At 39.3% G+C, this 12,888-nt stretch carries 16 protein-coding genes; 3 read left to right on the forward strand and 13 right to left on the reverse strand.

Annotation, left to right across the window (positions count from 1 at the left end; all coding sequences use genetic code 11):
* The 8 genes from ACJA3J_RS15080 to ACJA3J_RS15115 all read right to left on the reverse strand — a co-directional run bounded on the left by ACJA3J_RS15080 (position 1) and on the right by ACJA3J_RS15115 (position 6,779).
* Entirely contained in the window at positions 1 to 1,113 is a 1,113-nt protein-coding gene (locus ACJA3J_RS15080; RefSeq protein WP_406944494.1) for a DUF2213 domain-containing protein, read from the reverse strand.
* A 54-nt stretch (positions 1,114 to 1,167) separates the two neighbouring features.
* Entirely contained in the window at positions 1,168 to 1,977 is an 810-nt protein-coding gene (locus ACJA3J_RS15085; RefSeq protein ID WP_406944495.1) for a minor capsid protein, read from the reverse strand.
* Positions 1,961 to 3,274, reverse strand: a complete 1,314-nt coding sequence (locus ACJA3J_RS15090) for an anti-CBASS protein Acb1 family protein (protein ID WP_406944496.1) — start codon at positions 3,272 to 3,274, stop codon at positions 1,961 to 1,963. Before ACJA3J_RS15090 ends, ACJA3J_RS15085 begins: the two co-directional genes overlap by 17 nt.
* On the reverse strand, positions 3,271 to 4,572 hold the full coding sequence (locus ACJA3J_RS15095; RefSeq protein ID WP_406944497.1) for a PBSX family phage terminase large subunit: 1,302 nt from the start codon (positions 4,570 to 4,572) through the stop codon (positions 3,271 to 3,273). Before ACJA3J_RS15095 ends, ACJA3J_RS15090 begins: the two co-directional genes overlap by 4 nt.
* Positions 4,565 to 5,332, reverse strand: a complete 768-nt coding sequence (terS, locus tag ACJA3J_RS15100; RefSeq protein ID WP_406944498.1) for a phage terminase small subunit — start codon at positions 5,330 to 5,332, stop codon at positions 4,565 to 4,567. The genes ACJA3J_RS15095 and terS overlap by 8 nt, the downstream gene beginning before the upstream one ends.
* A gap of 76 nt (positions 5,333 to 5,408) precedes the next feature.
* A complete protein-coding gene (locus ACJA3J_RS15105) occupies positions 5,409 to 5,645 on the reverse strand; it encodes a hypothetical protein (protein WP_406944499.1) in 237 nt (78 codons plus the stop codon).
* Between the two features lie 56 nt (positions 5,646 to 5,701).
* Positions 5,702 to 6,190: a hypothetical protein gene (locus ACJA3J_RS15110; protein ID WP_406944500.1), complete on the reverse strand. Its 489-nt coding sequence runs from the start codon at positions 6,188 to 6,190 to the stop codon at positions 5,702 to 5,704.
* A 139-nt stretch (positions 6,191 to 6,329) separates the two neighbouring features.
* Positions 6,330 to 6,779, reverse strand: coding sequence for a DNA-binding response regulator (locus ACJA3J_RS15115; RefSeq protein ID WP_406944501.1), 450 nt, complete (start codon positions 6,777 to 6,779; stop codon positions 6,330 to 6,332).
* Between the two features lie 347 nt (positions 6,780 to 7,126).
* Here ACJA3J_RS15115 and ACJA3J_RS15120 point away from each other — a divergent pair, with 347 nt between their 5' ends.
* Together ACJA3J_RS15120 and ACJA3J_RS15125 are read left to right on the forward strand one after the other, a co-directional pair.
* Positions 7,127 to 8,746, forward strand: coding sequence for an S-layer homology domain-containing protein (locus tag ACJA3J_RS15120; protein WP_406944502.1), 1,620 nt, complete (start codon positions 7,127 to 7,129; stop codon positions 8,744 to 8,746).
* Between the two features lie 4 nt (positions 8,747 to 8,750).
* The gene (locus tag ACJA3J_RS15125; RefSeq protein ID WP_406944503.1) at positions 8,751 to 8,993 is read left to right on the forward strand and encodes a DUF3006 domain-containing protein; all 243 of its coding nucleotides are present in this window, start codon (positions 8,751 to 8,753) and stop codon (positions 8,991 to 8,993) included.
* A gap of 110 nt (positions 8,994 to 9,103) precedes the next feature.
* On the opposite strand, the gene ACJA3J_RS15130 is transcribed toward ACJA3J_RS15125, so the two are convergent.
* From ACJA3J_RS15130 to ACJA3J_RS15140, 3 genes are read right to left on the reverse strand one after another with little or no spacing between them, the layout of a single operon-like run.
* Complete coding sequence (locus tag ACJA3J_RS15130; protein ID WP_406944504.1) at positions 9,104 to 9,595, reverse strand: hypothetical protein; 492 nt, start codon at positions 9,593 to 9,595, stop codon at positions 9,104 to 9,106.
* Positions 9,596 to 9,644: 49 nt separating this feature from the next.
* Positions 9,645 to 10,457 carry a putative phage abortive infection protein gene (locus tag ACJA3J_RS15135; protein WP_406944505.1) on the reverse strand — a complete coding sequence of 271 codons (813 nt, stop codon included), beginning with the start codon at positions 10,455 to 10,457 and terminating at the stop codon, positions 9,645 to 9,647.
* Positions 10,458 to 10,491: 34 nt separating this feature from the next.
* On the reverse strand, positions 10,492 to 10,698 hold the full coding sequence (locus ACJA3J_RS15140) for an XtrA/YqaO family protein (protein WP_406944507.1): 207 nt from the start codon (positions 10,696 to 10,698) through the stop codon (positions 10,492 to 10,494).
* A gap of 603 nt (positions 10,699 to 11,301) precedes the next feature.
* Here ACJA3J_RS15140 and ACJA3J_RS15145 point away from each other — a divergent pair.
* Positions 11,302 to 11,601 (forward strand): hypothetical protein, encoded by a 300-nt coding sequence (locus ACJA3J_RS15145; protein WP_406944508.1) that lies wholly within the window; start codon positions 11,302 to 11,304, stop codon positions 11,599 to 11,601.
* Positions 11,602 to 11,640: 39 nt separating this feature from the next.
* Here ACJA3J_RS15145 and ACJA3J_RS15150 read toward each other — a convergent pair whose 3' ends face one another.
* Together ACJA3J_RS15150 and ACJA3J_RS15155 are read right to left on the reverse strand one after the other, a co-directional pair.
* Positions 11,641 to 11,901, reverse strand: a complete 261-nt coding sequence (locus ACJA3J_RS15150; RefSeq protein WP_406944509.1) for a hypothetical protein — start codon at positions 11,899 to 11,901, stop codon at positions 11,641 to 11,643.
* A gap of 168 nt (positions 11,902 to 12,069) precedes the next feature.
* Complete coding sequence (locus tag ACJA3J_RS15155; RefSeq protein WP_406944510.1) at positions 12,070 to 12,879, reverse strand: ATP-binding protein; 810 nt, start codon at positions 12,877 to 12,879, stop codon at positions 12,070 to 12,072.
* Positions 12,880 to 12,888: the final 9 nt, after the last annotated feature.

Consider the following 12,888-nt stretch of genomic DNA (forward strand, 5'->3'; position numbering starts at 1 on the left):
TTATTTCGAATCACGTAGGTTCAGGCGATCCTGGCGTTGCTTATCTAAATCTCCGGTGGAATCATTGGTTCCCTTCATCTGGTTGGCGCCTGTGCTTTGGAATCCGTTACTTTGATAAACACTTACTGTGCCATCAAAACGAGCGTTAATGTATTCATCCGATTTGTCATCAGCTTTGAAGTTCTCATCAGCCTTTTGAATAACAGCAACCTTGATGTCCTTATCGCTCTTGGTTGTGTAATCAAAGTCACCATTCAGATAGTTACGGGCTGAATCAATCAAAGCGAGACGGGCATCCACAGCCTTTTGCATGTCCTCTTGAGAAGGGCCGGACTCCTGTGCATCTTTCAACTCTTGCTCCAGGCCGTCAATTTTCGTTTTATTTGCATCCACCGTTCCTTGCAGCGTGTCACGCTCTTTGGTTACTGTGTCGAGCTGTTGTTCTTTTGTTTCCAGAGCATCGATGCGTGATTTCACTACGCTATCAACTTCATAATCTTTATTATCAATCTTGATTGTTGGCATGCTGCCACCTCCATTTTTATTCTCTTTATGGTCCACCTGCCAGGCGGCTGAATCTTTCCTCCATCCAGAGGAATCGCCTTTTATGGCTGCTTCCGGTCCCACTCGCCCTTGATCTACAATGGCGATATGATTCACATCCACTTTGGTCTGACGGAATTGATAGTTCTGTCCTTCGTATGTTCCATCTTCCGCGACAAGATTTGTCATGAAACCAAGGCTGATTTCTCGCTTACCGTCGTAAATCTTTTCGATAAGGTCCTCATCCCAGATTGTAAAACCGACCATGATTCCCCCGCCTTGAACAGAAGCATCCGTGTGTGACATCCCCTTGCCATAGGCTTTGATGTTTTTCATGTTGACCGGTTCATTGGGGTGATCATCCGTTACAGGTTTCGCATTGCATGAACGAACCGTGTGATCAGAATAGATGTCCTCAGGATGTTTGAGTTCAAACTGAATAGATCCATCGTCACGACCATAGGGGTAAACTCCAGGTTTCGTTACTACCGCTCTAACAGTCAAATAACCTTCATCTGTTTCGTTATAATCCTTAATAAAGGCTCGATCAAAACGCTGCTTCTTACTCAATATTTCACCTCCTTTCAAGCAATAAAAAAGCCCACCAGAAGGTGAGCATAAAATCTATTCTATTACTGGATCAGCTGTGCACCTGCAGTTGTAATCTGTTCCAGGCCATATTTGGCGGCCCTTAACCGTAACACCATATTTCCATGTGAAAACATTGCCATCTAAGTCGGCGTGAGTGTCTCGCACTCGCTCATCGTCACTATCTCGCCAGGTAAACTTATCAATACCAGCTTGTGTGTGCCTAGTCTTCGTTAAATCACCAAGAATACTACCGGCCTGATCACGAGCAATGAACTTAGCTCTGGATCTACTGGCGCCAGAAGCCCTTGTAATTTCAGCAGCCATTTCATTGATGGATTTTCCCCGTCTGACTCCCTGAAGAACAATGGTCTGTATTTTATCGTGGTAGTCTTGATCAATGCTTTTAATCCAGCTGACGTTTTCATTTACTGCAGAGTCCATAAACAATTCTAACCAGGTTTCACGTCCGATAGGGTCGATACCTTGAACTGTTTTCATCTGGTTCCTGAAAGTATCCCGTTGGAATGCATTGATGGACTTCACGAAAATTCCAGCAAGTTTGTTGATGGTTTCAGACGTGAAAATAAACTGTCCTGAAAACTCTCTTGCCTTTTGTAAGAGATTCATAATCTTGGACAGGATACCTCCCAAATCCACGACAAAAAGACCGCTATCCATCTGGGTGCGGTACTGGTGGATTAGAGGCTTTATATCGTTAGTGAAGGTTTCCCATATTTTCTTACGGTTCAGATCTACGAGCTTACCGATACCACGATAATAAGAAACGGATATGGCCGTCGGGAACTTACTCTGAGGCATTTGAGGGCTATTGGCCATAACCATCCCTCGCCTCTTGGATGTTCTTCTCCAATTCAGTTAGTTCATCCTCACTGAAGTCGAGCTCGGCACTCAATGAAGCACCGGTGAACCTTTTCTCTCTCACCTCATCGGAGGTGACGACTTGGTTTCTTAGATAAATCTCATCAGTCTCGGCAACTTTTTTCCGAATATCTGCATCTGATTGACTGTCCAACTTCCAAAGAGGATTGAAGCTGAAAGACCAATCTATCTTGTCTGGACCTAGTCTTCCAAACTCCTCTGACTGCAAAAGCAATCGGAAAAGATACTCAATCTTTGGCCGAACAAAGTTTTCTTGAATACCCGCGATTCTTGCGTAGTAGTTCAGACTGTCGTATTGCGCCCCTGTTAGCGTTCCCGACTGTTGACCTAGTATATGACTCTTTGGCATCCTTGCAGAGCCCGCAAGTGTTTCCCATACAAATTCAAATAGGTGATTAATACCTGAAACATTCGTTGCTTCTTTTTCCAGCTCTTCTTCGGTTCCTATAATGGCCAATGCCTCTGTACGGAACATATAATCAAGCAGCATTTGCGTCTCTTGTCGTTCCTGTGTACTCATTCCCTCTACATCGTTTGACTTGTACTTCTTAAAGACATAGTCATAAAGGATTTGTCCCGTTGACCATGCAGCAGTATCGAAAAGAGTAATATACTTATACATAGGCTCTAACCGACTCTGCCCCCAATCAGCATCCTCTAACTTCTGTGTTTGCAGATGAAGAACTCGGTCACGGTGGACCTCTTGCTCCTCTCGCTGATCGGAATTTTTAATCATGAATGATTTTACTTCACCAAACTCAATTGAGAACACATCGTCCACAACATTCATTTTGGAAACCTTCCGAGAAGAAAAAGGATGTAGATAATCTACGGATTTCAGTCGTGCCGTTTCTACTGAATCACTCAGTTGGAAGTCCTGGGATTCCGTCATCCCTAACGCTGTAAATCCATCCCCTCGCAGTCTTTCGTACCTCACCATGTTCTGAAATGATTCCTGAGCATTTAAAGCTCTTAACTTTAGCTCTAACTTCTTTTTTAACGCCTGGTCTTCAATATTTAAGGTAATCCATTCACGAGTCGCATCCTCAGCAGGGATGTCTATGATATTCTGGATGATTTGGTCGTTAGCATAGAGGTTAGTAATCTCTTCTGGAGAAAGCCTCCTACCCACTTGAGGGGATTGCCTCATCATTACATCGCGAGGACCACCTTTTTCTCCTACTTGAAGAAAATCTTTTTTTACTTTGCGTGCTGCTTTTGCTCCTCCTATTACCTTCACCTCCCATAAAGCTTTTTATAACGTTCTTTAATAGACAACTTATATTTGCCAACTACAATCGTATTTACAAAATATCGATCACTGTCCATGTGGTGGTCATTAGCTTTAACTGGCTTGTCCTCGCCATGATCTGCTGCTTTCTTATCCCAAATGTATGAAGCGTACTCTCTGAATGTCTCGGTGCAGGATAAGTCGTATAGGATTTCCCCATTGATCAAAGCGTTGGCCACATTTCGAATTCCTTCTAATACATCATTTTTAGCCTCGATAACTTTGAATCCATTCTTTTTAAGTAAAGCAATAAAAGAGGATGCGCTCGGATCCACGACAATACCAGCTGGTCTAATATCACCCAGGAACTCGTTTAAATCCTTAAGATATTCCTGGTCGGTTTTTTGTTTCTTTTCTTCACGGCCGTCATAGTGATATTCTTTGCGCTTATACCACACATCATGACGAAAGCCCCACAAGCCAAATGCCGTAGGGTTTTGAGTACCATAGTCAATCGATACATAGTGCTTTTCAAACTGGGTGTAAGTGACATTGGTCGTGTGCTTATCCATATCAAACATGTCATAGATAACACCTTCAGCAAGCACCCATAGACCAAGAATGTATCTTTTATAGAAAACACCTGTATAAAGACGTTTGAACCGGTTTTTAACCTTATGTGATAGAGAAAGGTTATCGTCCATCGTGAAATGAAGATGGAGCAAGTTTTTCTCATCGGTAGCGTCCAAGTAATCAATTTTAAACCAATGATAAGGTCCGGCAGGGTTACAGTTGAACCAGAACTTTGAACCTTCTACTGAACATCTTGCTGTAGCTTGATTGACAAAGGATTGCGGCATGAGGGCCACTTCATCGAAGAACATTCCAGCTAATGTGATACCTTGAATGAGATTCTGACTGGATTCGTCCTTCCCACCAAACACATAAAAGTAATTGGATACCCCTTTATAAGTGATGGTGAGGTAATTATCAGCTCTATGGTCCTTTAGGACGTACCCTCTGGATTTAAGCATGCGTTTCAGGGGTGTGATGACGTTCCTTCTAAATGAACCTATTGTCTTACCAGCCATTCCGAGGTTTTCATCTTTAAAGGTTTCCATTGCCCACATCACGTAAGATAAAGACATAACAACCGTCTTACCTGCACGAACAGAACCATCACATATGATGCCATCTTTGTCTTGAACAGGGGAATCTTTACGCCACCAAGTTAAAACCTTCAGCTGCTTCTTTGAGAAAGGCTTAAATTTAAACGGTGCTGGCTTCTTTTTCTTAGCCTTAATCATCGTCCCACACCTCTGAGGCCTTTCCATCTAAAGCATTGATGAAACCATCATCTTCATATTCACCATTGTCAATACTAGCTTTAGCCTTATCCAAATCGAGTCGCTCTTGAGTTACTTTCATATCATGCTGCATCTTTTCTAATTGAGTTCTTCTATGATCATCTTGGCCACTAAGTTGGATGAAGTCTTTAATCAGTGATCGTAGCTCGCTCATGGCACGGGACTGTGCTGTAAGGAATGTGGCGTGTTTATCCCATGCAAACTGTATTTCCCACTCTTCCTTTTCTGTAGAGTAAGATTCCCCATCAGAAGTCTCTGTTTTCTTAACTTCTTTGGTCATGTCCTCTTGGTCAGTGACATACAACAGTTTCTGAGCTCGAGCAATGGCCGTGTATTTAATAATGATGTTTTCCCACAACATATCGACTGGTGATTTTTCACTAATAGCATCGACAATCTGCATGGTTTCATCGTCATTTGGAAAAATGGTACGAAAAAAACCGTGTGAGCTAGCGTTGTTGTTACCTACTGGAGCACCACCACGGTTACCAAGTGCGTTCTTACTCCCTTTAGGAGCTCCTACGCTATTCTTTTTTGTGTGCACACTTTTTTCTTTGGGTGCACCCTTTTCACGCGACCATTCATGACGTCTTTTCCATGACTTTACGGTATTAATCGAGACGCCATGTTTTCCTGCAATCTCTTTGTATTTCAAGCCTTTGATGTAATCCATCTCGGCTTGCTTATGTTTCTCGCCCATCTACATTTCACCCACCTCCAGAATGAATTAAGTTGTTTTGTAAGCATGAAAAAAGCACCCCTAATGGGATGCCTGTTTACCTCATTAATAATTCATAAGCATTGTCTTCCCCGTCAAACCATTTTTCAATAATTTCTGGTGTAGTCAATTTAAACAAATCGACTATGTATTGCCCTTCCAAATTGTCTTCACTTGGCAATATATAATCATTCACCGTAGACCTCACCCATTTATGATTAGCCTGATGAGAAGCTAAAGGTAGTCTAGCTATCTGTTGAGCAAGCCTTTTTTCATCCAACTTACTTATTAACATATTTTCACCCCCTCCCATCAAACTAATTCGACAAAAGGAAGTATTTACCTTCAAAATTAAATTTCCTCTCTCAGTTCTTTAATACATTCTGGGATGCCAGTAGAGAGTTCTTCTTTATTGTATCCCATGTTTAATTCCTTTTTTATTTTGTTATATTCTTTAACTACTGTTTTAACTAATCTACTTGAGATACCATTCTCAGGTGAAATATTATAGGTGGTGAACTTTGTCCATACTTCCATCAATTCATCTGAACAGTACCCTGCTCTTTGAAGCATAAATTCTTCTAAATAGTCTTTGGATTTATAATTATTTTTATCGGACTGAACGTACCCTAATAATATTTCTTTTTGACGTATAGAAGCGTCTTTCAGTATCAAAATGTTATAGCTTAGCAAGTTATATAAAGGTGCATATAAATTTTTGAGCTGTTCCCTCTGTCTATTCCGCTTATCTTTAATAGGCGTAATAATAAAATGATTTAACACCGCAATAAAGATAGCCACTGATGCAGAAATAATAATACTTAACAATTTATAGTCCAACGTAACCCCTCCTATATAGTTATTTTAACTTAATTAGAAGAGAGGTGTTATATAAAAAGACACCCGACAGGGTGCCTGATCTATAAGTTATTCATGTCTCCTGGCCAGGAATGTCTGCCTGTCCGTCCTGCCATCCAGTTTACACGCATCGTTCTTTATTCGGCAAATTACAGGACAAAGCGGACATCCCGGACATAGCGGACATTTGAGACACGATGCTATTTTTAATACGTCTAATATGCCTTGAAGACAATCCCATATGATTTCCGATTGCCACCATGCTCATCCCATCGAGCAAACATTCCAGAACAGCCTTTTCTCTTTCCTCTACAATAACAGCCATTCGCTCTTGAATGAATGTAACTTTCACTTCGAGCTTATGGACCCATGTGTACTTTTTGTCACGCCGGACAACTTCACGCGCTACTGGATCACCTGTTTCTCCTTGTGCTTTAGGAAGGGTCGATTCAATTCCGGACTGAGCGACCAAGTTTGTTCCAGCATCTTCGAGCAGCTCTCTTTGTCTCCTAATCTCGTTAATCATCCAGTTATAATCACGTAGTGCATTCTCAATCTGTTTCTTATTCATCCCGAATCCCCCCATTTAGTAATGATTGCATATACATACTTCTATTAATTGGCTGCAAAGGTCCACTTCTTTTATCTCGCCTATGTTTGTGTATACGCAACTTCATCGAATGTTTTTGTGTTCTCAAAGCGTTCATCTCCTTTTTGACAATAAAAAAAGGACACAGATCAAGAGTGATTGCTCTCGAACTGTGTCCTCTGGTTGGCCAGTAGAACTCATTAACTTAACTTGTATGTCCATTCTACTAAATTCAAGAAAAAATTAGTAGTTTTAACTTCCATTTATCTTACAAACAGGTATTTTATGTACTATACTTAATAACGAACATATTTTAAGGAGGAATAATAGTGAAGAAGCTTTTTTCTATTTTGCTTTCACTAGCATTTGTATTTTCACTTAATACCCAAAGTGTGAGTGCTAGTAGTTTCCCAGACTTAGACCAAGTCCCTTGGGCTAAAGAAGAAATCATATACTTAACTGAAGAGGGAATCATCAATGGTTTACCTGATGGTACTTTCGGTCCGAAACTAAATGTCACAAGAGCCCAAGTTGCTGTAATGCTTGTTAGGGATTTATTCCCTAATGCCAGCCCTAAATCAACTCCACCATTCACTGATTTAATCAAAGGAAAGTATTACTATGATGAAGTAGCAATTGCATATGAGAAAGGAATACTTACTGGATACGACAATAAAGTACGTCCAACAGACCCCATCAGTCGTGCTGAAGCAGCTGTAATGGTAGATCGTGCATACGATATTAAGAGAAATGGCTCTGTAAGTGGTTTGCCAGATGCTCAAAATATTTCCTGGGCTACCACCAGCATTATGGATTTGTATTCTCAAAATATAATCAACGGAACACCAGATGGTAGCTTCAAGCCTTATAAAGATATCACACGTGCTGAATTCGCTAAAATCTTAGCAGCAACTATTGAGCCATCTTTCCGTTCAATGGATGATTTAGAAGTCCACTTTATTGACGTTGGACAAGGTGATAGTACATTAATTGAATCACCTTCTGGTAAGACAATTCTTATCGACGGTGGTCGTAAATCAGCAGGTCAAGAAATTGTAGACTATCTTTCTTCAGCAGGTATAAACACAATTGACTTGTTGGTAGCTACTCACCCTGATGCCGACCATATTGGCGGATTAATTGATGTTTTAGAGCAAATGAAAGTCAACAAAGTCTTAGATAGCGGTAAGTCTCATACAACAGATACTTATATGGAGTACCTTACTCTAATCGACGAAAAGGACATTCCTTTTAAAGAGGCCTACACTGGAGAAATGTTAAACTTTGATGATGTGCTTGATATCAAAGTGCTGAATAGCAAACATAGCTCCAACGATAATAATGACTCGTCAGTAGTTCTTAAAGTTACTCATGGTGAAATCGACTTCATGCTTACAGGAGATGCACCAACGGACATAGAAACTGAAATGGTATCTAGATTTGACATTGAAGCAGAAATATTAAAAGTAGGACACCACGGGGCGTCTAATTCCACTTCTCAAGCTTTTGTAAATGAAGTTGATCCAGAGGTAGGAATCCTATCTTATGGTGAGAATAGCTACGGTCACCCGAATTCAACTGTAGTTAACCGTCTTTGGAACGCAGGTACTAAACTGTATTCTACATGTGATGCTGGAACAATCACCGTTTCAACAAACGGGACTTCTTATGATGTAAATGCGAATGAGTTCGATGGTTCTGACGAATGTACGACACCTTCGAACCCAGACCCGGATTCGGACCCTGAACCTCAATATCCTATCAATGTAAACACAGCAGACTATGAAACTCTGCAATTAATTAAAGGTGTTGGGCCAGCGATTGCACAAAACATCATTGATTACAGAAATACCTATGGCCCTTTTACATCCTATGATCAGCTTTTAAATGTAAAATACATTGGACCAGCTACACTAGAAGAAATGAGACCTTATATTACTTTGGGGTGATAGTATGAAATACACAATTGACCGCTTTGAAGGAGAACTTGCAGTCCTGTTGAAAAAAGGGGATGAAACTTTTCAAAAAGATGTGCCTTTAAAGTATTTCACTGAGAATGTAAGCGAAGGTGATATTGTGAAGGAAAAGAATGTTAATGGAAGTACTATATATCAACCCATGAAAAATGAGACTAAAACCAGAAAATTAGAAGCAGAAAATTTACTTGATAAAATAAAAAGAAAAAATCAAAACTAAAAGAGAGGATAGTAACCTCTCTTTTTTTACCCAAAACTTAAAATTGCAAAGGGCCTATAAACTTAGTAGGTAATGAACGATTTGACACAAGCGGAGTATATTATATCAAGTCACTTAGCAATTTTTCCAATTAGATTTTCTCTAACTATATTTCCGTGTACATCAATATCCAAATCTACCGACTCCTTATACTTAACACCAATAATACTAGTATAAATTAATGTTAAATGTAAATTGTTTGATGAAGGTAAAGTATCTTGAATTCCACTTATGTTTATTTTAAGGAATACAGTACCATTATTAATTTCAGTTATTACCTTTTTAAAAGATAAACTTCTTTCTCTGGAATTAATGTAAACATCCGAAACTTCGAACGTTTGATAATTAGGATTGAAATTACCAATAAACAACTCAGTAGTTTCCTTTTCTTCTAGGTCAACAACCTGAAATTGAGGCTTATAAGCTAGCCTCCTATCTTTATTATTCAATAGTAATGAAATAGCTGCTACCAATGCTGTTAGAGAAGTAAATACAGCTATAATAATCTGGGTTATTTCAGCAGAAGATAATCCTTCAGAACTTTCGCTGATAATAATAAACATAAAAGCTACCTCTCTTTTAACTCAATCTACCAGCTACTGAGTCTAGTTATTATTTATATCTTTTTTCATCTATTTCTGTAATGAGCATATTCTCATTCATATTATCTAAAAGCTTATACTTTTTAATTAGAGGCAACATTTTCTCTTCTCCATATTTGCTAATAGAATTGTATAATATGAAAAGCAATTCATAAGTAGATAATCTAGCTTTTAATATTCCAATGTAAGTGTGCTTATCAGGGACATCTGCTTCGTCGATTAACTTTAAAGTACGATATATGTGCCTGAAATAATGTCCAAACATGTGTTGTTTTTGTGTGTAATAATTTTCATATTGGTTTTTAAAATTAATTCTACCTGAACCATTCGCATATTTTCTAAAAAGAAAATCATGAAGAAATTGAAACGCTTTTCGCCCTTTTACCAATTGTCCATTCTCATTCGCACTTTCAAATTCTTCAGTAATATCATTTAGAAAACTCATCATATTAAAAAACGTATTTTCAAACCGCTGAATATTCATAGTCCTATTTTGCTCTATGAATTCTTTTTTAGTATCTTCTAACTCATTTTTTTGCAACTCTAAAACTACAATAGAGTTTTTCAACTCTTCTCTTTGTAATTCCAATTCTTTACTTTGAACAGTAATAGTATGGATTATAAAAAATATACTGGCAATGGATAATAATCCAATGGTAGATCCTCCAAAAAAATCACCTACTGGTCCCAAAGATTGTAGTTGACTGACAGTAAATCCCTTAGATGCTAGAACCATTATAAAGAATGGTATTATTACGGCAAAGAAAAGTGTTACAACTCCTGAATAAAACCATAAGGTTTTATCCTTTTTATCTTTTTCCACCTAAACTCTCCCTCCCCTAAATTAAATTCCAACTTTAAAACTCTTCCCCTTCATCAAACTTAACCCTCTTAACCTTACCTTGGTGAGTAATTACTTTAGTTTCACCGTGAACAGGAAGAGTGGTTAATTTCGCCTTCCCTCCGCAATATACGACACAAAAAGGTGAATTTCCTTCCGGCATGTCTAATTTAAGGCTTAATTTTCCATTTTCTATACCAGTTTGTACTTGGTTTAATCGCATAGAGCAGACCCCCGTGTTATAATTGAATTGTCAGATTCAAGCTGGGGCTTATGCTCTGGCTTTTTTTGTCCCTAATTTCAAAGAACATCTTCCTAGCTTCAAACCAGGAACATCCCTCCTGTCTTTGGATCATCCTCACATATTCAGAAAAGAGACTTTGATTTGCCACGAACCCCTGTGAGTTTATCTTCTTATTGCATTCCAGTGGTGACTTCACAGATTGAGTCACTTCGATTTCTACGGATTCAAATAATGCCATTTGTTCAAAGATCCATCCTCCTAGTCATTCGTCATCATAGCCCAAGTAAGCAACCTTTTGAGCGTTCCTGGACTTCTTCTGAGCATCAAGTCTTCGTTGGTCAGCTTGAGTCATCCAGAACCGCAAAGTGTTATTATAAACATTAAGTTCTTCAGAAAGCTCTGACATTGTCCCTATGCTCAGTAGCTGCTTATAATTCAGCTTGATAGAGATTCCACTCGAATTTGTTCACTCCTTTGCATAATTTTCATAAAACGTAATTATTATGTTCTGTCTTCTTAAATGAATAAAAACCTTTTTGATGGCAAATTTTAATTAATACAAATTTCGAAAGGGGTATTTCTATGACTATTAAAGAAAGCAAGGATTATCAGCAAGAAATTCATATTAAAAAGCACCATAGAATCGAGGGAGCAGAGTTGCTGGGAGAGATAGATGCCCAATGTAAGAATGCAGCTACAAATATTGTTAACGGATGGAATGATGGCCCTGATGGGGCTAGATATGAGTTAGTGAATATCAACAGAACTAATAATCAAAATGAACACACTGATACTAAACATGACCCATATACTAACAAGAGTTCCTGGGACTATAGGTCACTGGCTACTTACAAAATCCTTTATAATGACCTCACCCAATAAGTTCCCGGAGGGCTTTTTAGCCCTTCAATCTAGCTCCTCTCAAAGTAAAAGGCTAATAATCCAAGTTAATGTTTCTGAGATACCTAAGACAAAAACAATGAACATGCATAAAAGCGCATAAACAGAGGCCCCACCATTTAAAGTGATTTCAAAATCACCGATTAATTCAAGTAACTTCATTTCTTCCCTACTTTCCATCCAAGCTTCTGCAACACTAAGACCTTCTGTATCTGTAAAACCCATAGCATTCAGGTGCTCAATCACGTGCTTGGTCTTGTAATCCAGCTCACTAACCTCCATGCAGACACTTCCTTTTGCTTAGCAAGACCAGCTTTGAGTCGTTTAATAGCTTCTTTAGATCGTTCCTGAGCTGCTAACCGACATTCAACGTTCGGGCAAGGATTCACATACGTCCCTGAGTAATCGTAGTTGTAATGGACTCCTCTGCCGTGGCATATCTCACACATCTTAAAACCCCTTCCGACGGTAATCTGGTCCGTCCATTTTTATAATTTCCGTTCCATCCATTAGTCTGGAGAAGTTACGTTCGTTCAACTTCTTCTCCAACAAATCACTACGAAGATTCGTGGTGAAAATCGTTGGTTTCCCTGATCGATCATCCAACACTTCGAATAACTTTGTGTGCGCCCAGCTGTTCTGCCCATCCTTGGAATTCGTGTACTCTGTACCAACGTCATCAAGGACCAGTAGGTCTATATCCTGAATGAGCTCTAAGATCTGATTTTCCCTGAACTCACTATCATCATTGTAAGTCTGCTTGATTTTCGTGAAGAGCTTTGGCACAGACAGGAACAAGCACCCTTTCCCCTGCTCCATAAGTCGCTTAGTGATGGACACTGCCAGGTGGCTTTTTCCAGTACCATATGGACCTGCTATCAGGAGATTGCTCGAGTCTTCAGTAAAGGTATCTACGTATTCCTGGAGGTGATCTTTCGCTTGTTTAAGCTTTGTTGTTGGTGGTTCGTAATTTTCAAAGGTCGCTTTCTGTAAAGACTTATTCATGAACGAATGTTGCTCAAACACCTTGAAGGTTTTCTTCAATATCGCTTCATCTCTCTGCTTCAAAGTTTGTTGAGCGAGAGCCATATCTTCACATTTGCATCCAGTAGCTACCTCAATCCATTCTCCCTTACGCGGGCCCACCGGAATTTCCATTTGGCTTTCCTCTACAAATTGTCCGCAGCCTTCACAAGTGTATGATCCAGTGACATGTTTATTAGGTGCCTTGATCTGTCCTTCATGAGTTAATTCTTCCAACGGCTCCCC

The organism is Halobacillus sp. SY10 (assembly GCF_045401165.1).
Taxonomy (GTDB): domain Bacteria; phylum Bacillota; class Bacilli; order Bacillales; family Halobacillaceae; genus Halobacillus; species Halobacillus aidingensis.